Origin of the sequence: Streptomyces sp. NPDC006259 (assembly GCF_042870975.1) — a bacterium.
GTDB lineage: Bacteria > Actinomycetota > Actinomycetes > Streptomycetales > Streptomycetaceae > Streptomyces.
The window spans coordinates 87684-107037 of the sequence record NZ_JBIAHY010000008.1 but is presented as its reverse complement, the minus strand read 5'-3'; the positions used below and the strand labels follow the sequence as shown (position 1 = coordinate 107037).

20 protein-coding genes and 2 pseudogenes are annotated in these 19354 nt (G+C 72.4%); 7 read left to right on the top strand and 15 right to left on the bottom strand.

The features are described 5' to 3' along the window. Positions 1-84: 84 nt before the first annotated feature. On the bottom strand, positions 85-2001 hold the full coding sequence (locus ACFYO5_RS30255; protein ID WP_388714751.1) for an MFS transporter: 1917 nt from the start codon (positions 1999-2001) through the stop codon (positions 85-87). 170 nt (positions 2002-2171) lie between these two features. After that, positions 2172-5060 (bottom strand): D-alanyl-D-alanine carboxypeptidase, encoded by a 2889-nt coding sequence (locus tag ACFYO5_RS30250; protein ID WP_388714748.1) that lies wholly within the window; start codon positions 5058-5060, stop codon positions 2172-2174. A gap of 237 nt (positions 5061-5297) precedes the next feature. Here ACFYO5_RS30250 and ACFYO5_RS30245 point away from each other — a divergent pair, with 237 nt between their 5' ends. The 3 genes from ACFYO5_RS30245 to ACFYO5_RS30235 all read left to right on the top strand — a co-directional run bounded on the left by ACFYO5_RS30245 (position 5298) and on the right by ACFYO5_RS30235 (position 7725). Continuing rightward, a complete protein-coding gene (locus ACFYO5_RS30245; RefSeq protein ID WP_356565173.1) occupies positions 5298-6056 on the top strand; it encodes a GPP34 family phosphoprotein in 759 nt (252 codons plus the stop codon). 295 nt (positions 6057-6351) lie between these two features. After that, positions 6352-7209 (top strand): helix-turn-helix transcriptional regulator, encoded by an 858-nt coding sequence (locus ACFYO5_RS30240; protein WP_356565175.1) that lies wholly within the window; start codon positions 6352-6354, stop codon positions 7207-7209. Between the two features lie 324 nt (positions 7210-7533). Next, positions 7534-7725: a DUF397 domain-containing protein gene (locus ACFYO5_RS30235; RefSeq protein ID WP_388714745.1), complete on the top strand. Its 192-nt coding sequence runs from the start codon at positions 7534-7536 to the stop codon at positions 7723-7725. A 165-nt stretch (positions 7726-7890) separates the two neighbouring features. Here ACFYO5_RS30235 and ACFYO5_RS30230 read toward each other — a convergent pair. From ACFYO5_RS30230 to ACFYO5_RS30215, 4 genes and pseudogenes are all read right to left on the bottom strand, one after another. After that, a pseudogene (locus tag ACFYO5_RS30230) lies at positions 7891-8074 on the bottom strand (MerR family transcriptional regulator); the annotation flags it as partial. Positions 8075-8159: 85 nt separating this feature from the next. After that, positions 8160-8660, bottom strand: a complete 501-nt coding sequence (locus ACFYO5_RS30225; RefSeq protein ID WP_388714742.1) for a glutathione peroxidase — start codon at positions 8658-8660, stop codon at positions 8160-8162. 9 nt (positions 8661-8669) lie between these two features. After that, positions 8670-8855, bottom strand: coding sequence for a hypothetical protein (locus tag ACFYO5_RS30220; RefSeq protein WP_388714740.1), 186 nt, complete (start codon positions 8853-8855; stop codon positions 8670-8672). Continuing rightward, positions 8852-9871, bottom strand: coding sequence for an ArsR/SmtB family transcription factor (locus tag ACFYO5_RS30215; RefSeq protein ID WP_388714737.1), 1020 nt, complete (start codon positions 9869-9871; stop codon positions 8852-8854). The genes ACFYO5_RS30220 and ACFYO5_RS30215 overlap by 4 nt, the downstream gene beginning before the upstream one ends. A 252-nt stretch (positions 9872-10123) precedes the next feature. On the opposite strand from ACFYO5_RS30215, the gene ACFYO5_RS30210 reads away from it, so the two are divergent. The 4 genes from ACFYO5_RS30210 (at position 10124) to ACFYO5_RS30195 (ending at position 12812) form a co-directional block, all read left to right on the top strand. Next, a complete protein-coding gene (locus tag ACFYO5_RS30210) occupies positions 10124-11314 on the top strand; it encodes an MFS transporter (RefSeq protein ID WP_388714734.1) in 1191 nt (396 codons plus the stop codon). A gap of 198 nt (positions 11315-11512) precedes the next feature. Next, entirely contained in the window at positions 11513-12004 is a 492-nt protein-coding gene (locus tag ACFYO5_RS30205) for a hypothetical protein (RefSeq protein WP_388714731.1), read from the top strand. Between the two features lie 52 nt (positions 12005-12056). Beyond that, positions 12057-12434: a helix-turn-helix domain-containing protein gene (locus tag ACFYO5_RS30200; RefSeq protein ID WP_356565181.1), complete on the top strand. Its 378-nt coding sequence runs from the start codon at positions 12057-12059 to the stop codon at positions 12432-12434. A 252-nt stretch (positions 12435-12686) separates the two neighbouring features. Beyond that, positions 12687-12812, top strand: a complete 126-nt coding sequence (locus ACFYO5_RS30195) for a hypothetical protein (protein WP_388714728.1) — start codon at positions 12687-12689, stop codon at positions 12810-12812. 155 nt (positions 12813-12967) lie between these two features. On the opposite strand, the pseudogene ACFYO5_RS30190 reads toward ACFYO5_RS30195, so the two are convergent. The 9 genes and pseudogenes from ACFYO5_RS30190 to ACFYO5_RS30150 all read right to left on the bottom strand — a co-directional run. After that, a pseudogene (locus ACFYO5_RS30190) lies at positions 12968-13091 on the bottom strand (cold shock domain-containing protein); the annotation flags it as partial. Positions 13092-13246: 155 nt separating this feature from the next. Further along, a complete protein-coding gene (locus tag ACFYO5_RS30185; protein ID WP_388714725.1) occupies positions 13247-13735 on the bottom strand; it encodes a hypothetical protein in 489 nt (162 codons plus the stop codon). 21 nt (positions 13736-13756) lie between these two features. Continuing rightward, positions 13757-14221: an SHOCT domain-containing protein gene (locus ACFYO5_RS30180; protein WP_356565187.1), complete on the bottom strand. Its 465-nt coding sequence runs from the start codon at positions 14219-14221 to the stop codon at positions 13757-13759. Positions 14222-14396: 175 nt separating this feature from the next. After that, on the bottom strand, positions 14397-15260 hold the full coding sequence (locus ACFYO5_RS30175) for a YhjD/YihY/BrkB family envelope integrity protein (protein ID WP_388714721.1): 864 nt from the start codon (positions 15258-15260) through the stop codon (positions 14397-14399). Positions 15261-15328: 68 nt separating this feature from the next. After that, complete coding sequence (locus ACFYO5_RS30170; protein ID WP_388714718.1) at positions 15329-15523, bottom strand: hypothetical protein; 195 nt, start codon at positions 15521-15523, stop codon at positions 15329-15331. 279 nt (positions 15524-15802) lie between these two features. Further along, complete coding sequence (locus tag ACFYO5_RS30165) at positions 15803-16462, bottom strand: HdeD family acid-resistance protein (RefSeq protein WP_388714715.1); 660 nt, start codon at positions 16460-16462, stop codon at positions 15803-15805. A 307-nt stretch (positions 16463-16769) separates the two neighbouring features. Then, positions 16770-16967, bottom strand: coding sequence for a hypothetical protein (locus tag ACFYO5_RS30160; RefSeq protein ID WP_356565195.1), 198 nt, complete (start codon positions 16965-16967; stop codon positions 16770-16772). A 157-nt stretch (positions 16968-17124) separates the two neighbouring features. Then, on the bottom strand, positions 17125-17658 hold the full coding sequence (locus ACFYO5_RS30155) for a hypothetical protein (RefSeq protein ID WP_356565196.1): 534 nt from the start codon (positions 17656-17658) through the stop codon (positions 17125-17127). Positions 17659-17676: 18 nt separating this feature from the next. Continuing rightward, entirely contained in the window at positions 17677-19305 is a 1629-nt protein-coding gene (locus ACFYO5_RS30150; protein ID WP_388714711.1) for an MFS transporter, read from the bottom strand. Positions 19306-19354 lie beyond the last annotated feature (49 nt).

Genomic DNA, 19354 nt, shown 5'->3' with positions numbered 1-19354 from the left:
TGAACCCGGCTCCGGCGGGCCCGGCTGCGGTGAACCCGGCTCCGGTGGGCCAGGCCCTGGCGGGCCCGGTGTGCGCGGGCCCGGCTACTTCTTCAGCTCGTCCGGGCACGGCGTACCCCGCGGCAGCTGGTACGGCGCCGCCAGCCGGTACGTCCCCGCCTCCGGCGCGACGAGCATCGTCCACCTGTCGCCGTCCGCGTCCTCCTCCGTCTCGAAGAGGCAGCCGTTGACGTTGTCGTACGCCTTCGGCTCCCCCTCGGACCGGTTCTTGGACGCCTTCGTCTCCTGCGGCGGCTCCAGGCTCCTGCCCTTCGCGTCGACGATGCTCAGCCACGGCGAGTACGGGATCCGGATCAGGACCCGGCCCGCCCTGCGCACATCGATCGTCATCTCACCCTGCGCCGCCCGCTGCACGATGGCGTTCGGCTCGGCGAGCGACGCCGGGGCCCTCACCTCGAACAGCTGCCAGTTGGCATCGCCCCAGATCTGCTCCAGGTACGGCAGCCCCCGCTGCACCAGCTCCCGCTCCCGCTGCCCGCCGTCCCCGTCCGGCTCGTCCTTGGGCACGACCACGAAGTGCACGGCCCACCGCTTGAGCCAGTCGTGATAGTTCGCCGAGTTGAGGGTGTCGTCGTAGAAGAGAGGGTTGCGCTCCATGTCGGCCTGCCGGTTCCAGCCGCGCGCCAGGTTGAAGTACGGCGCGAGCGCGGAGGCCTCGCGGTGCGAGCGGGCCGGGACGACCTCCACCCGGCCCTTCTCCGCGCCGACCTCCTGCAACTCGTTGACCAGCGGCGCCAGCTCGCGCGCCCAGGACGCGGTCGGCGTGGTCCGGTAGACGTCGTCGACCGACTTGAAGCCGATCCAGCCGACGAAGACCAGCGAGGACACCACGATCGCGTACCACTTGCGGCTGCGCGGCACCGCGAAGGGCAGCGCCGCCATCAGCACCACGCCCGAGAACAGCATGGCGAGCCGGGTGATGTTGGACCCGATCTGCGAATTGATCAGCCAGGCCCCGAGCACCCCGAGGCCGTAGACCGCCGCCGTGATCCGCACGGTCTTCCAGTCGCGCGGCACGGCCGCGAAGACGATCACCGAGAAGACCAGCGGCAGCGCCGCCGAGCCGAAGGACATCGGCTGGGTGCCGGAGAACGGGAACGCCCACGCGGACACCGCGACGACCGCGGTCGGGGCCAGCCCGAGCGCCCACGCGCCCGGCCGCCGCTTCTGCAGGAACAGCGCGACCGCGACCAGGCCCAGGAACAGGCCCGCCACCGGCGACCCCATCGTGGCGAGCGCGGCGAGCGGCGCCGCGCACAGCGCCTTCGCCCACCGCTTGTAGCGCCAGCGGTGCGGCCAGCAGAACACGACCGCGACCGCGCCGAGCGCGAACATGTTGCCGAGCCCGAACGTCACCCGGCCCGACGCCGCGTTGCACAGCAGCGCGAACACCCCCGCCAGCGCCGGCCACACCGGGTGCTTCACCGGACGGCAGCGCAGCAGGATCAGCGTCAGCAGTCCGGCCGAGATCGTCCCGGCGATCATCATCGTCGTACGGACACCGAGCACCGACATCAGATACGGCGACACCACGCTGTACGACACCGGGTGCATACCGCCGTACCAGGCGAGGTTGTACGCCGAGTCGGGGTGCCGGCCGACGAACTCGGCCCACGCGTCCTGCGCGGCGAGATCCCCGCCGCTGTTCGCGAAGGCGAAGAACCAGGCGACGTGCAGGACGCCGGACAGGGCCATGACCGAGAGCACGAGATGTCCGCGGAGCCGGTCGCGAACCCGGTCGGCGACCGCTCTCACGCGGGACTCCCCGGCGGCCGCTTCCCGCTCACCTGCCTCCGGGGCGGACGCGGGAGCGGGGGCCGGGGTTCCGGCCGTGCTGTCGCGGTCATGGTCACCGGACTGGGGCGCGGGCAGGCGTACCCGCCGGCCGGCGTCCGGGTCCGGACCGCTCTCGTCGGCGCGTGTCGGCTCCGCAGTGGCCACCTGAAGGCACTCCCCGTGTCCCGTCTCCTGCTGGCGGACGCGTCCCGTTCGCGACCGCTTCACGGCCGCGTCGCCGCGGCCGCCGACCTGTCCCGTTTCGTGACGCTAGCACGCACCCCGCCGGGCGGCTGCCCGGCGGGGTGCGTGCAGGACGCCGCTCGCGCGGCGGCTCAGCCGATGCGCGTCAGCTTGTCCGAGAAGCCCGGCTCGGCCAGCTCCCGCTGGAGCGAGACCGGCACCTTGACCGCGTCGCCCGAGCCGTCGCCGACCGTCAGCGTGCCGACCTGGGTGCCGGCCTTCGCCGTGTGCGGGACCTCGCCGCCGGCGAACGACAGCTTCACCGTCAGCCCGGCCCAGCCGACCGCCGAGACGTCCTCGGTGACGACGACCGGGGTGTGGCCGCCGAGCTTGTCGTCCACGTACCCGACGACGTCGCCCTTCTTCAGGATCTTCGCCGGGACCAACGCGTCCTGGGCGGCGGTCAGGGCCGTCTCGCTGACCTCGTTGACCGTCTTGAGGATGGTCGGCTTGTGCTGGCCGAGGATCGCGCCGACGATCGTCACCGTCTCGCCGCCGACCTTCTTGCGGGCCGCGAAGAGGAGGTTGCCGCCGGCCGCGCTGGTGGAGCCGGTCTTGATGCCGATCGCGCCCATGTGGTAGGGCAGCTCGTTGTAGTTCGGCCAGTTGTATCCGGAGGGGTCCGTCCAGCTGGCCGCGCTGGTGATCGCCACCAGCGCCGGGATCTTCACGACCGCGTTGCCGAGCTTCACCTGGTCCTCGGCCGTGGAGACGGTGGTCTCCTTCAGCCCGGAGGGGTCGGTGTACGTCGTGTTCGTCATCCCCAGTTCCTTGGCGGCGGCGTTCATCTTCTCGACGAAGGCCGCCTCCGAGCCCGCGTCCCAGCGGGCCAGCAGCCGGGCGATGTTGTTCGCCGACGGGATCATGATCGCCGAGAGGGCCTGCTGGAGCGTGAGCTTGTCGCCGGCCTTGACGGTGTTGAGGGTCGACTCGCCGCTCTGGTTGTAGCCGCCCTCCTTCTCCGCGATGGCGTCGACGGTGATGCCCGGACCGTCCTCGCCCGTCTTGAGGGCGTGGCCCTTGAGGACGACGTACGCGGTCATCGTCTTGGCCACCGAGCCGATGGCCACCGGCTTCTGGTCGCCGACACTGCCCATCACACCGGTGCCGTCGACGTCCATCCAGCCCTGGCCCTCGGACGGCCAGGGCAGGGCGAGCTTGCCGCCCTCGAAGGTGTACGAGTCCTGCGCCGTGAGCGTCAGCGCGGTCGCCGGCAACGGCCGAACGGCCTGCACGATCGCGAACACGACGATCAGCAGCAGGACCAGCGGCGTCCAGATCTTGACCCGGCGACCCAGCGTCCGCAGCGGGGTCGGCGGAGGCGGCGGGGTGTTCGTCAGCTCGGCCAGCAGATCCAGCGGCGGCTTCGGCGGCAACGGCTGCTGCGTCGTCCGCTCGGGCCCGATCTGCGGCACGACGGCGGTCGACTCCGCGGCGGGCCTCGCCGCGTCGTCCAGCGGCTTGAGCGCGACGAACCTGCTGGTCCGCTCGGCGGGAGGTTCGGGCTCGGACCTGGTGTCCGCCGGGGCCGGCTTCGCGTCGGCTCGGGGCTCGGTGTCTGCCGCGGCCGGCTTCGTGTCGGTGCGGGGCTTGGCGTCCGCCGCGGCCGGCTTCGCCTCGGGGTGGGGCTTGGCGTCCGGGGTCTTCGTGTCGGCTCGGGGCTTGGCGTCCGCCGGGGTCGGCTTCGCGTCGGGGTCGACGGTGTCGGGGTCGGCGGTGTCGCGGTCGGTGGTGCCGGGCTTCCCGGCCTTGGGGACGTCCCCCAGCTTCAGCATGGTGGTCGGCTGATCGACGCCGCGCCCGGCAGGCGACCGCAGGGCCTTGAAGACGGCGGTGGGCTGGTCGACGGGAGCGTCGGGCTCGTCGGCGGCGCCGGGCTTGTCCGCCGCCTCCGCCTTCGGCTTGTCGGTCTTCTCCGGCGCTGCCGGTGCGTCGGCCTCGGCCCTGGCGCTGCCGGCCTCGGCGTCGGCGTCGGTCTCGGGGGTGGGGGCGGCAGCGGGTGCCGCCTTGGCGGTGCCGAGCCTGGGATCCTCCGCCTTGGTCTTGGTCTTGGCAGTGGTTGCGGCTGCGGCTGCTGGGGTCTCTGCGGACCTGGCGGCCTTGCCGCCTGTACGGCTCTCGGGCACGTCGTCACGGCCGGCGGAGGCGGCGTCGGGCCGCACAGCGTCGTCACCGTCGCTGTCGTCGCTGTCGTCGCTGTCGTCGCTGTCGTCGCCGCTCTCGCCGCTCGGGGCGGTTGCGGCGGTCGACGGGGCCTTGTCGGCCGGGCCGGTCACGGCCGCGGTGTCGCTACGGTCGGTCGCGGCTTCGGGTGTCGTCCCGTCGCCCGTCGCCCACCTGGGCGCGGGCTTGGACGAGCGCTCGCCGGCGGAGTCCGCACCGTCGGCGGACGGGGAAGCGCCGGCCGCGTCGGGGCCCTCCTCGGACGTCCCGGAACCTTTCTCCAGGTCCGCCTCGTCCGACTTCTCGTCCGCCGAGGCGACCCACTGGGCCACGGCCGCCCGCAGCCGATCGTCGCCGCCCGCGGCGCCGTCGGCCGCCGTCCCGGCGCCCTCGGCGTCATCCGAGGCCTCAGCGGCCACCGGTGAGCCTTCAGCGGCCTCCTGCGGGCCCTCCGGACCCTTCGAGCCCTCAGAGCCCTTCGAGCCTTCAGCGGCCTTCTCGGACCCCGTCGAGCCGTTCGCCGGCCTGCCGGCCGTATCCCGCGCTTCCCCGGCCGAGCGCTCGTCCCGTTCCTCGTCCGGTTGGTCGCCCGATTCGCCGTCCGGTTCCTCGGCCGTCAGCTCCCGTACGGAGAACACCCGCGTCGCCGTGTCCACCCCGCCCCGGGACGCGGCCGAGGACGTCGTGGACGCGCTGTCGCCGTCCCGTGTCACCGCGAGCCGCGGATCGCGTGCCTCGGGAACCGCGCCCGCGCTCCCCGACGTCGGTTCTGCCGACGACTCGCGCTGCTTCGACCTGTCGGGGGACTCGCCCGCCACCGATGCCTCCTCGCTGTGCCGCGCGCCGACCGCGCGCCTGCCAACCGTGAACCGCCCGCCCTGGACCCGCCTCGCGACAGTGTCCGAACCGTGTACCAGTGTCCTGTGTAGTGGGCTTGGCTCCTGCGGTAGACGAGAACGACATACCTACTGGTTCCACTACGAACCGGTCACGCACTCTCGACAGATGAATGTGAGAGGGGTCACCCTGTCACTCATCCACGCGGGGAGGCATGGATGGGCAGGAGCCGCAGAACAATTCCGGAAGAGCTTCTTCTGCTGGCATTGGACCCGGCCACGGGTACCACTGCACAGCCGCAGTCGCTCGACCTTGGTCTGGCCGGAGCACAGCTAGTGGAGCTGGCGATGGCCGGACGGATAGCCCCGGACGGGGATCGTATCGCCGTGGTGTCCCCACGGCCGACCGGAGATCCGACGCTGGACTGCGCGTTGGAGTTGCTGCGAAGGCGTGGCGCTCCCGTACGGGCGGTCCATTGGATAGGCGGACCCCGACTGGGGCTCCGTCAGACGTATCTCTCGCATCTGGAGCGGTGCGGCATGGTGCATGCCGTGGCGGGTCAGATGTGCGGAGTGCTGCCGACGACTCGCTACCAGGCGACGGAGACGGCGATCAGCCGGGAGATCAAGGCCCGGCTGGACACCGCCATCCGCACCGGCGTCCCGCCGGACCCGCGGACGGCGGCGCTCGCCGCGCTGGCGCACGCGGTCGGTCTCGGCAAGCACCTGTACCCGGGGAACGAGGGGCGCTCGTCCCGATCCCGGTTGCGGGACCTGATCAGACACGACCCCATGGGCGGCCTCGTGGCGCACGCCGTGATGGACGTCCAGAACGGCGCGGTCGTACAGCCGCGTCGCAACCCGGCCCAGGCCCCCGGCCGTCAGGCCGGACCGGGAGGCCGGTCCGCTCCGGAACCCGCCCATGGCGTTCCGGCGCAACCGCACCGAGGTTCCATGGCACGTGTCGTGGCGCACTGAGCCGCGGTCCCACGACACCGCAGCCGTAAGGCCGTGAAGGCCCCAAGACCCGTTCGGGAGCCGCAGCGGCCCGCGCGGGGCGGGTGCTGCCGTACGTCCCCGTGACGTACGGCCCACCGCCCCGCGCGGACGCGTGCCCGGGAACCGGTCCGTCGGGCCGCCGGAGCGGCGAGACCCGGGGCGGCGCCCGCATATCCCTTGTTTTCCAGCGGTAGAAAGCACCTTGGTGGCAGTCTGCTCAACAGCAGATACGCAAAGTGTCAACTACAGGCACGCAGCCGGAGGTGCACGTCCCGTGGCGTCGAATGTCAATCCCACCGTCCGGAGGCGTCGGCTGGGGCAGGAGTTGCGCAAGCTCCGCGAGGACAAGGGCATGACGGCCGAACAGGTCGCCGACCGCCTGCTGGTGTCCCAGTCGAAGATCAGCCGCCTCGAGAACGGCAGACGCAGCATCAGCCAGCGCGATGTGCGCGACCTGTGCGGGGTCTACGAGGTGGAGGACCAGCGCATCGTCGAGTCGCTGATGCAGATGGCCAAGGACTCCCGGCAGCAGGGCTGGTGGCACGCGTTCGGCGATGTCCCGTACAGCGTGTACATCGGCCTGGAGACGGACGCGGCGAGCCTGCGCGTGTACGACCCGCAGGTGGTGCCCGGCCTGTTGCAGACCCGTCAGTACGCCGAGACGCTGATCTCCGGGGCGTTGCCGGAGACCGCGGCGACCGAGATCGAGAAGCGTGTGCAGGTGCGCATGCGCCGGCAGGAACGAATCAGCGCCGAGGAGAACCCGCTGCGTCTGTGGACGGTGATGGACGAGGCGGCGCTGCGCCGGGTCGTCGGCAACAAGTCCCTGATGCGCGACCAGTTGGAGCATCTCGTCGAGCAGTCCCGGCTGCCGCACGTCACCGTGCAGGTGATTCCGTTCGAGATGGGCGCGCATCCCGGTCTCAACGGCCAGTACGCGATCCTGGAGTTCCCCGACGCGGCCGACTCCAGCGTGGTCTACATCGAGGGTGTCACCAGCGACCTGTACCTCGAGAAGCCGAACGACGTCCAGAAGTACAGCGTGATGTACGAGCACCTGCGGGCGCAGGCCCTGAACGTGGACCAGTCCCGCCAGTTCATCGCCGACATCGCCAAGCAGTACACGCTTTAGGGCGGGCTCGCGGCTCACGGTCCAGGCCCTACGGCTCGCGGCTCACGGTCCAGGACCCACTGCTCACCGCTCCGGGTCCGGGGCCCTGTCGGGAGCCCTCAGCCGGAAAAGTGCCGCACCGTACACCCTCACCCGCCCGGGATGGAAGTCCCACCTGGAATATGCCATCCAGTCGAGTGAATAGTCGCTTCGTACGCCGATGTTGGCGAGTAGCGTCGATCACGCCACCGAGCAACAGCGTTGGCGGAAACCGTGCTGCGGGCCCGTAATCAGGCCTTTCGCGCGGCGACAGCAACTCATCAGATCTGGCAATCCGGAGCAAAAATGGCAATTCGTCAGGGCATCACCGACGCGTGGACCAAGTCCTCGTACTCGACGGGCAACGGCGCGTGCGTCGAGATCAAGTCGCCGGTCGTCGCCGCCATGGCCGTACGGGACTCCAAGGTTCAGGACGGGCCCGTGCTGGGCTTCCCCGCCGACGCGTGGAACCTCTTCGTCGCCTCGGTCAAGGCGTAGGTCCCACCCGCGGTACGACTCCACAAGCCGCCCGACTCCCGCGCGGTACAACTTCATACGCGGTACAACTTCACAGCGGTACAACTTCACACGCAGCACCGAAAGAGCCCTCTCGTCGAGCTCGCCGTCCTTGCCGAGAGGGCTCGGCTTTTCCCCGCAGCCGGGCGCGCGTTCCACCTGCCCGGCGCGGTGACAGCGGCAACCGCTCACCTCGTCGACCTGCGCCGGCGCCGGCGGCCCGAGCCGGTCGTACAGCCGCAGCGCCCCGGCCGGAAGCCGGGCCCGCGCGGCGAACGCGGCCGACGGTGGGCAGTGTCCCGTCGTCCACCTGGTCCCTCGTCCTGATCACTCGTCCTCCGTCGCCGGGCGGCCAGCTCCGCCCGGCGACGCCAGGACGCTCGGCTCCGCCCCAGGGGCGAGGCCGAGCGGGCGGGTCAGCCCAGCTGCTTCTCGATGGCGGCAACGACCTCGGCCGACTCCGGCTCGGTCTGCGGCGAGAACCGGGCGACGACGGTGCCGTCCCGGCCGACGAGGAACTTCTCGAAGTTCCAGCGGATGTCCCCGGTGTGCCCCTCACCGTCGGCGAACCCGACGAGCCGCTCGTACAGCGCGTGCCGCCCGTCCCCGTTCACCTCGGCCTTCTCGGTCAGCGGGAAGGTCACGCCGTACGTCGCCGAGCAGAACTCGGCGATCTCCTCGGCGCTGCCGGGCTCCTGCCCGAGGAACTGGTTGCAGGGCACTCCGAGCACGGTGAAGCCCTGGGCGGCGTACCGCTCCTGGAGCCGCTCCAGCCCGCTGTACTGGGGCGTCAGACCGCACTTGGAAGCCACGTTCACGATCAGGACGGCCTGGCCCGCGTACTGCGAGAGGTCCGCGGAACCGCCCTTGAGGGCGCCGATCTCGACATTGAGGGGGGAAGCGGCATCAGTAGTCATCCCCGGATGCTAGCTCCGCCGGGCGACGGGCGGCTTACGGGGGCTGTCCCCGTTTCCGACCCCCGGCGCCTTGACCCCCGGCGCCTTGACCCCCGGCGCCTTGACCTCCGGCGCCTTGACCTCCGGCGCCTTGACCTCCGGCGCCTTGACCTCCGGCGCCTTGACCTCCGGCGCCTTGACCTCCGGCGCCTTCACCCCGGCTCCTTCACCTCCGTCTCCTTCGCGTCACTCGCCTTCGCCTCCGGCTCCTGCCGGGCCCGCACCAGCACCTCTCCCGCCCCACTGCGCGAATACAGCACCGACCGGCCCACCCGCCCCCGCTCCACCAGCCCCGCGTCCCACAGCACCCGCAGATGCCGTCCGACCGAGCCGAGCCCCTGCCCGGTCAGCGCGACCAACTGCGTCGTGCTCAGCGGCCCCTGCCCGAGCAGGACGAGAACGGCCGCCCGGCCGGGCCCGAGCAGCGCGCTCAGCGCGGCCGGCACGTCCCGCCGGCGGTGATCGGCGGCGAGGACCCCGGTGCAGGGGTAGACGACGGCGTACCGCTGCCGCTCCTCCCACGAAACCCACCCCGCCCGGGGCGTGACCGGCACGAACAGCAACTCGGCGCCGGAGATCTCGCGCGGCGGATACTCGTGCGCGTTGACCTGGAAGCGGCTCTCCCCGAGCCATCGGGTCCCCGGCCGCAGCGAGTCCAGGACGGTCGCCCACCCGCCCCTGCCCACCTGCGCGATCCGCGCGACGACATCCGCCTCCAGCACCCTGCGTCGCCGCTCCCAGGTGGGCCGTACCGCGTTCTCCCACACCCACGTCAGCAGGTCCGCCGCGCGGTCGGGCAGGTCATCGCGGTCCAGGGTGCCCGGCAGCGGTCCGGCGAGGGAGGTCCGCAGGTGGGCGCGGGCGTCGGCGGGCGGTACCGCGCGGACGCGGGCGACGCCGTCCTCGAAACTCTCACCGTCCCTCGGCGTGGGGGTGAGGAAGTCCGCGATCCAGTCCCGGCCGAGCCCGGCCCGTACGAGCGCGGCGGTCACCGGATCGGCGGCGAGCCGGGCGCGGTGGGCGGGCAGCCACTCCCGCAGCCACGCCGTCTCGCCGGGATGCGCGCCCGTCCCCGCGTGCAGGAGCTTCAGGCACGCGAAGGTCTCCGCCAACGGCGAGACCACGAACCGACTGCCCGCCAGCGTGTCGGCGTTCACCTGCCACCAGCCCACGAAGCCTCCGCCCTCCACGAATCCCCGCGGCGCCCACGGCCTTCCGCCGCCCCCGACGACGTTCAGCGGCGCCCACGCCCTCCCGCGCCCCCGCGAATCCCTGGAGCACCAGCTACGTTCCGCGCCCCCACGAAGCCCTGTAGCACCCGCTACGTCGCGCGCCGCCGTGAGGCGGGCCCTCCGGCACCCACGACGTTTCGCGCTGCCGCGAAACAATAACGACCGCGTCCGCGTCCGCCCGAGACTCCTCGCATGACCGGCTACCGACAACTGCTGCGCACCCCCGAGTTCACCCCGCTCCTGCTCTCCGCCGCCGCCCACACCGCCGCCCAGACGGTCGCGGGACTCGCCCTCGGTACCCTCGTGCACCGCGCCACGGGCTCCCCGCTGCTGTCGGCGGTCAGCATGTTCGGCCCGTCCCTCGCCCAGGTGCTCGGCGCGACCTTCTTCCTTTCGGGCGCCGACCGCCTGCCGCCGAGGACCGCCCTGGCCGGTCTCTCCCTCGCCTTCGCCACCGTCACGGCCGTCCTGGCCGTCCCCGGCCTGCCGCTCGCGGCCGTATTCGCCATGGTCCTCGCACAGGGGCTGGTCGCGGCGCTCGGCGGCGGGATCCGCTGGGGGCTGCTCAACGAGATCCTCCCCGAGAACGGCTACCTGCCCGGCCGTTCGATCTTCAACATGATGGGCGGGCTGATGCAGATCACCGGCTTCGCCGTCGGCGGTGCCCTCGTCACCTCCCTCTCCCCGCACACGGTCCTCCTCCTGGCCACCCTGCTGCACGCCACCGCGAGCGCGGCCGCCCGCCTCGGCCTGACCGCACGCCCACCCCGCGCCTCGGGCCGCCCCTCGGTCGCCGCGACCTGGCGCGTCAACGCCGTCCTGTGGTCCTCCCGCCCGCGCCGCCTGGTCTACCTGGGCCTGTGGCTCCCCAACGGCCTCGTCGTCGGCTGCGAGGCGCTCTTCGTGCCGTACGACCCCGGCGCCGCGGGCACCTTGTTCGCGTGCGGGGCGCTGGGGATGCTGGCCGGGGACCTCGCCGTCGGCCGACTGCTCCCGCCCGCCGTACGCACTCGCCTGGCCACCCCGCTCCTGCTGCTCCTCGCCCTCCCGTACGTCTTCTTCGCCCTGCGCCCACCGCTCCCCGTCGCCGTGCTCTGCGTCACGCTCGCCTCGGTCGGTTTCGGCGCGAGCCTGGTCCAACAGGAACGCCTGATGGCTCTCACGCCCGCCCGACTCACCGGACACGCCCTCGGCTTGCACTCGGCCGGGATGCTCACCCTCCAGGGCGTCAGCGCGACCGTGGCCGGCGTGACGGCCCAACTCACCTCACCCGCCACGGCGATGACGGTGATGGCCGTCATGTCGGTCACGGTGACCCTGACCCTGGCGGCGGCCTCCCGACGGCAGGCGGACAGGCCCGTCGAAGCCCCCGCCGGGAACTGAGACGGGCGGGCCGAGCCGTCGGCGCCACCCGGTCGGCGAAGACCGGGTCGCAGGCCAACGGCTCCCCACACCCTGCGCGTTGGCGCCAACAGTGAGCCGCGTCCCCGCTCTGAGCAACGACGCCCTGTAGCACGGTCGTTGCCCGGAAAGTGAGACGCGTCACAGCTTGCGGGGTGGTGTCACTGCTCAACTCGGCGGATGGCGTACCTGCTCCTCCTGATCGTCCCCGGCGGCCTGGTCGCGGCCTTCGCCTTCACCGGCTACGCCGTCGGCTCCCTCGGCCGCGTCGGCCCGCGCTCGGCCGACCGTACGGCCTGGTTCCGCAGCACCGCCGCACTCGCCGCCGCCGCGGCGGCCCTGCTCTACACCTGGGGCCTGCTGCACGTCGTCGGAGCGACCGTGGAGACGTGGGAGGGCGGCACCGGCTCGGCGCCCCTGCCCCCCTGTCTGACCCCCGGCCAGGAGGAACGGGCGTCGCACGTCGTCGACCACACCGTGTCCTACGTCCCCCTCCGCTTCGTCTGCGAGACGTCCGGCGGCGGAAGCTACCGCAGCGACACCGTGCCCGGATACGTCAATCCGGGCGTCCTGGCGCTGGCGCTGGCGGCGGCGGGCATGGCCGGCGGCGGAAAGGCCCTGGCCGCCGCCCGACGGCATCGGGCGGAGCCCGCGGCACGGCCCGGGCACTAACTGGTGGACAGTGCCGACCGCGTCGTACGGTATGTCCGTGGAAGGAAGTGACATGACGCTCGTGGACCGTGTGCGCGGCGAGGGGGGCGAGGGCGCGTGCCCCCACCGACTGGTCATGGAGCACGTCACCAGCCGCTGGGGCACCCTCATCCTGATCGCGCTGCTGGACCGCTCCTACCGGTTCAGCGAGCTGCGTCGGGCGATCGGCAAGGTCAGCGAGAAGATGCTGACCCAGAGCCTCCAGACCCTGGAACGCGACGGACTGGTCCACCGCGACGCCAAGCCCGTGATCCCGCCCCGCGTGGACTACTCCCTGACCCCCCTCGGCCGAGAGGCCGCCGAACAGGTGCGGGCCCTGGGCCAGTGGGTCGACGAACGCATGCCCGCGGTGGAGAAGGCCCGCGAGGCGTACGACGCGAGGAGGGCGTGAGGCAGCAGTGGGGGTGGAGCGGGAGGAGGTGGCCGTCCGCCCGCCGCGTACCGGAGGATCGAGAAGTGTTCCGGACGGCAGGCACGCGGACGGCCGACCCGTGCCCCCGCTGCCGCACCCGGGCGTTCCGCCCCGGCACCCCCACCCCGGAGTCGGGCCCCTGCACGGCCGTCGCCTACACCTGCGCCCACTGCGCGCACGCCTGGTCCCGCCCGATCGACGACGATCTGGAAAACCCTCGACACCGTCCGGGTGGACCTCCCCGACGCCACCCTCTACGGCACCGCCTGGCAGGTCGAGGCCGACCGTGTCCAGGTACGGGGGTCGGGCGGCGTGTGGCTGCGGTGGGTGGAGCGGTGGCGGGTCAGCGTCTACTGACGCGGCGCGAGGGGCCCCCGGCGGGCGGCCCGCCACGGCCGGGGACCGCGCCCCGCCTCCGTCCGGCCGCACCGCTCGACGCGGCCACGCACCGCCCGGAGCACTGTGCCCACTCCCGGCCGTGACGGGCACGTCGTCGATGCCGGACGTGGTTGTCAGGCCGGCCGAGGCACTCATCACTGCCCGGTAGTCGTAGCCGTCCTGCTCGGAGCCGGAAGCTTCCCACTGGAGATCCACACGTCGCCCCGGCGACAGGGTGCGGAAGCCCTTCGTCCGGATGTCGGCGGAGCTGCCCAGCAGGGCGAGCAGGGCCCGTCCGGCACGGCCGTCGCGTCCGGTCGGGGGTCCTGCCCTGCTCGATGGGCTCGTGTCGCCGCCGGGTGATTCCACCTGTCGGCCCTTCTCCTGCGCCTCACGCCCTGACCGCTGTGCGCTCACGCGGGCCCGCGCGGATACGACCTCCTCTCCGGCGGGCGCGCCTCGGACCTGGGACGTTCCTCGGACAGGTCGTAGAGGTTGCCGCGCTGGACCACGCACAGGGCCCAGATGATGAAGCCCGAGATGGAGAGCATCACGACCGACCACACCGGGTAGTACGGCAGGGAGAGGAAGTTGGCGATGATGACGAGTCCGGCGATGGCCACGCCGGCGACGCGCGCCCAGGTCGCGGTCCGGAGCAGTCCGACGCTGACGATCACGGCGACCGCGCCCAGAGCGAGATGGATCCAGCCCCAGCCGGTCAGGTCGAACTCGAACACGTAGTTGCGGGTCGTGACGAAGATGTCGTCCTCGGCGATGCCCATGATGCCCCGGCAGATGTCGAGCAGGCCGACGAGGAAGAGCATCACGGCCGCGAAGACCGTCAGGCCGGTCGCCCATTCCTGCTTCGCCGTGTGGTCCGCACGCGTGTGTGTCGCGGTCATCCTGCGCCTCGATTCGTGTGTTCAGCGACCGGGGGTGTGCGAGGTGGCGCCCGAGTGCTCCGCCGGCCCGTGGCCGGTCAGGACCAGGTCCTTCGCCTTGCGGAACTCCTCGTCCGTGATGTCGCCGCGGGAGCGGATCTCGGACAGCCTGGCGAGCTCGTCGACGCTGCTGGCCCGGCCGCCGGCCGCGGTCTGCCTGATGTAGGAGTTGAACTCCTCCTGTTGCGCACGCGCCTGCCTGACCTCCCGGCGGCCCATGTTCTTGCCGCGGGCGATCACGTAGACGAACACGCCCAGGAAGGGCAGGACGATGCAGAACACCAGCCAGCCGGTCTTCGCCCAGCCGTTCATGGTGTCGTCACGGAAGATGTCGGTGATGATCCGGAAGAGCAGGACGAACCACATGATCCACAGGAAGAACACGAACATGGTCCAGAAGGCGCTCAGCAGCGGATAGTCGTACGCCAGGTAGGTCTGTGCGCTCATGTCCGTCCTCCGTCTCGAGCTTTCGCCCGGCTGCGGGTGTGTACCGCCTTCAGCGTGCTCACGGCAAGCGCCCGGCGCCTCACCCGGCGCGGGTGAGTGTGCGCGCGGAGCGGGCACACCATCGGCCTGCGCGCGGCGCGGGCACACCATCGGCCGCCGCGCTCCCGTCGTCGGATCAGGGGCCGCTCTCCCCGCGGCTGCGGGGAGCGGCGGCCGTCCGGTACCAGGAGGTGGAGGCGACGTACTCGCCGAGGGCCAGGCCGGAGACGGCCACCAGGAACACGACGATCAGCCAGGAGAGGAACGTGAAGACGGGGCCCAGGGGGCCGAACTCGTCCAGGCTGCGCTCCATGGCGGCCGGCACCAGCACGCGGGCGGCCCCGCTCAGCAGCTCCGTACCGGCACCGGCCAGCAGCGCTCCCGGCAGCAGGCTCCGCCAGCCGATCCGGCCGCCCAGCAGCAGATGCTGGGACCACCACCACAGCAGCGTCGCCGAGAGCAGGGACAGCACCAGTCCGGTCACCGCGCCGGCGCCGAACCCGCTCCGCAGCGGCGCCTGGAGCAGGAGGAAGGCCAGCCAGACGACCAGCCACAGCAGCCAGCGCCAGACGGCGGTCCGTACCGGGGCACGCGGCAGGTGCCAGCACCGCTCGCACACCGCCTGAAGGGCCCTGCTGAACGCCGTGGCCGACACCACCGTCACCACCACGCCCACGGCTCCGGTGGTGGTCCCCGTGGTGCCGGTCGCGGAGAAGACCTCGCGCATCTCGTCGAGGGTGTCCCCCCGTACCCCCAGAACCGCCCGGAGGGAGTCGGCCAGCAGGTTCTGCATCCACCCGGGGGCGAACGCCGCGACGGTCATCAGCAGCGGGAGCGCGGTGAGGAACGCCTGCGCGGCCAGCCGTACGGAGCCCTCCACGACGTTGAGCGCCGACAGGCGGGACAGCAGGCGGGCCGCGCCCCCGGACCGCAGACCCGCGGCCACCCGCGCGGCCGTGTGCCTGCGGGGCGCGGGGCCGGGGCCGGGTTTCCCGACCATGACTCACGCACCCGCGCGGCCGTGTGTCTGCGGGGCGTGGAGCCGGGGCCGGGCTTCCCGACCCTGACTCACGGAGCCGCCTGTCCCGTCGCCCGGTCCGCCACCCGGCCGGTCGCCGCGAGGAGCACGGGCGGCTCCCACGCCGGCGGCGCGACGGTCTCCCCGTACCTGTCGGTGCCGGTGCCGGTGCCGGTGCCGGTGCCGGTGTCGCAGGCCGTGCGCTGGGCCCAGGCCGCGACGACGGCCAGGGGCGGGAGCGGCAAGGCCGGCAAGAGGGGAACCGCGGAGCCGGCCCGGCCTACCCGCCGACGGCGTACCACCGCGTGACGGCGCTGCCGCTCGTGTTCCGCTCGGTCCCCTCCCGCTCGTTTCTCGGCGGTCATGACGTGCTGCCGGATGACGGATCCGCCGGAGTCCGGCGGATCCGGGGGCGCGGCCGGGTTCATGGGATCTCCTCTTCGCATGCGCCGCCGCGGTGGCCCTGACGTGCCGACCGGGATGACGGTCGTGGCGGCAGCCGCGGCGGAGCGGCGCGTGCGGTGTCAGGCCGTCGGAGCGGGGGCGTGCGGCCCGCCGGTGTACGTCTTGCGGAGCGCGGCCCGCCACCCGAGGGCGACCACCGCCTCGGCCAGGCCGAGCAGGACGAGCCACAGGCCGAGCAGCCGGGTCAGGGCGCGGGCCGACTCGGTCGGCAGGGCGAGCACCACGATCCCCGCGACGATGCCGAGGACGGCGGCGACCGTGACGACGCCACGGTGCGGCAGGTCCGCGGCGCAGATGGCCGTGTAGAGGGTGAGCATGCCGGACACGAGCCAGACGACCCCGGTGATCAGCGAGAGCGCGGCGATGGTCTGCAACGGGTTCCGCAGGCACAGCACCCCGGCCAGGACGTACAGCACGGCCAGGAGCAGTCCCGGGAGCCGTTCGTGCCCCTCCCGCGCGAAGACGGCCACGAACCGGAACGCCCCGGTCACCAGCAGGTACAGGCCGATGAGGACCGCCAGGACGTGCAGGGTCGCCTCCGGCCATACCAGGATCAGGACGCCCGGCACCAGCGTCGCGGCGGCCGACCCCAGGAGCCAGGTCCATGACCGGCCGAGCCGCGTGAGCATGTACGCCGAGTCGCCCGGGTGAGCGGGGAACGCCCCGTCGCGCTCGTGTTCCTGTCCTGTGCGCGACGCCGGACCGGGTGACATGGTCATGGGCTCCTCCTCGTGATGAGCCGTCGCCTCCGAAGCCGACGGGGCGCGGTGACGGGGCGGTGTGCGAGCACCTGACCGGATCAGGGTCACGCGTGCCGCTCGGTGGCCGGCTCACCCAGCGCGGGTGATCCATCGACGCCGCCGTGGCGGTGAGCCGACAGTCCTCGGCGCCCGGCCCGTCGGCCTTCCGGCCGGAAGGAGAGGACACGGAAGGAGAGGACACGGAAGGAGAAGACACGGAAGGAGAAGACATGGGAGGAGTGATCCGAGCACGCACGGACGGACCGCGCGCCCGCGCCCGCTCCCGTCACTCCGGCAGCTGGCGCATCTCCAGGACCCGCAGTCCCAGTGACTGGCAGCGCGCCAGCAGTCCGAAGAGGTGCGCTTCGTCCACGACGGGGCCGAACAGGATGGTCTGGCCGGACATCACCACGTGGCCCAGCTCCGGGAAGGCGGCGGCCAGGGTGTCCGACAGGTGTCCCTCGACTCGGATCTCGTAGCGCACGAGCTGTCCTTCCGTGGACTGCTTCGGGCGGGCGGACGTCCTTCCGTGGCTGCTCGGGGCAGGCGGACGGCGCCCTTCCCTGCGATCGTGCGCCTCCGTGCCCTGTCGGACCTCACCCGGTACAGGTGACCGCCGCCCGGCGACCGTGCGCCACGGATCAGTGCGTCAGAACGATCTTGAGAGAGATGATCAGTAGGCCGAGCAGCAGGTTGACCGACGCGGTGGCGGCCATGAGTCGCGGCGAAGCACCGGCGCGGCGTGCCGCCGCCAGGGACCAGCCCACCTGGCCGGCCACGGCGACGCAGAGAGCCAGCCAGAGGGCGCCTCGCACGTCGATCCCCAGGAGCGGGCTGGCGGCCACCGCGACGGCCGGCGGGACGGCGGCCTTGACGATCGGCCACTCTTCACGGCAGACGCGCAGGACGACCTGACGGTCCAGAGCCTGTTGTGCCAGGCGCGCCCCGAACAGCTGGGCATGCACGTGCGCGACCCAGAACACCGCTCCGGTGAGCAACAGCAGCAGCACCAGTTCGGTCCGGGGGGACGAGCCCAGGGAGCCCGCGCCGATCACCACGGAGGCCGCGAGCATGGATCCGTAGACGCCGCCCGTGTAGTCCGCGCGGGCCCGGCGTTCGGCGCGGCGCGCCCCGCGGGCCGTGGCCGGGCCTTTCGTGGCTCTGGTCCTGGGCACAGGTGGCTCCTTCGGAACTCAAGGCGTCGATCGGGCCGCTCCGGCAGGAGCTTCGGCGTCCGGCCGCCGTGGACGGCCTGCCCCGGCGGTCGGGAGGTGCGGCGTGACCAGGAAACTGGCGAGGGCGATGCCGCCGGTGGCCAGGATCGCCGCCTTGAGACCGTCCAGCTGAGCGGAGGCGTAGGAGTCCGCGACGGCGTCGACCTCGGACGGCGGCAGGCCGGCGCGCTCGGCCGCCGAACGCACCTGATCGGTGGGGACGAACGTGATCCCGGCCTCGAGGGACACACCGACCTGATCACGGGCCCCCGCCGACAGCCGGGGGTCGTCCGCCACCTGCGTGGTGAAGGCGTGGGCCAGCGCACCGATGAGGATCGACCCGATGAGGGCGGTGCCGAGCGCCGAGCCCAGGTTCTGTGCCGTGAACTGGAGTCCCCCGGCCTCACTGCGTTCCTGCTCGCCGACGCTGGACTGGACGACGTTCCCCAGCTGCGAGGCGAGCAGGCCGACGCCCACGCCCAGCAGGGCCATGGCTCCGGCGAACTGCGCGTCGTCGATGAGCGGGTCGATGGCGGCAAGGAGCCACACGATGGCCGCCGCCAGGGTCACCAGGGCCAGTCGGACCACCCGGCGCGGCCCCCACAGCCGCCCGAGCGGCGACGCGGACAGGGAGGTCACGAGCATGGTGACGGACACCGGGAGCAGGCGCAGGCCCGTCTCGAAGGCGTTGAACCCCTGAACCACCTGTAGGTAGAGCGGGATGGTGAAGAACAGCCCCAGCAGGATGAGGTTCTGGCTCAGCAGCGTCATCAAACCGGACCGCAGCACGGGCCTGCCCAGCAGGGACAGGTGGACGAGGGGGTCGGCGCCCTGGTGCTCCCGCCGCCGTTCCCAGTACCGGAACAGGGCCAGGACGGCCGCCCCGGCGCCGATGACGAACAGCGTCGGGGCGAAGCCGAGGACGGTGAAGGGAGGGTTGCGGGGCTGAACCCATCCCCAGGTGCTGCTCTGTAGAACCCCGAGCACGCCCAGCCCCAGCCCGGCCGCGGACAGGGCCGCGCCGACCGCGTCCAGCCGGGGGCGCCGGCCGGTCGGGGCGGGCGTCGCGATCACCCGGCGGCACAGCAGGACGGCCGCGACGACCACGACCTCGCCGGCGAAGACCAGCCGCCAGGTGAGGTACGTCGTCACCCAGCCGCCCAACAGGGGGCCGACGGCGATTCCGGCGCCGGCGAGCCCGCCGATGACCGAGTAGGCGACGGCCCGGTCCCGCCCGTGGTACGACTCCGCGATGAGCGCGGCCATGGCCGGCAGCACCATGGCGGCTCCGAGTCCCTCGATGACCGACCAGCCCAGCGTGAGCACCCACAGAGTGGGTGCCGCGGCGGTCAGCGCCGAGCCCACGCCGTAGACGACCAGCCCGAGAAGGAACATGCGGCGCCGCCCCAGGATGTCCCCGAACCTGCCGCCGATGACCATGAAGGCCGCCATGACCAGTGCGTACAGCGTGATGACGGCCTGGATGGCGGTGACCTCCGTGTCGAAGTCCTCCACCAGCTGACTGATGGACACGTTCATGACGGAGGTGTCCAGGACCATCAGGAACTGGGCGGTACCGAGGACGATCAGAGCCCGCCAGTGCTTCACACCGTCCACCTCGCTCCATCGGCCCGGTAGGCCGACGGAGCCGGCCGGG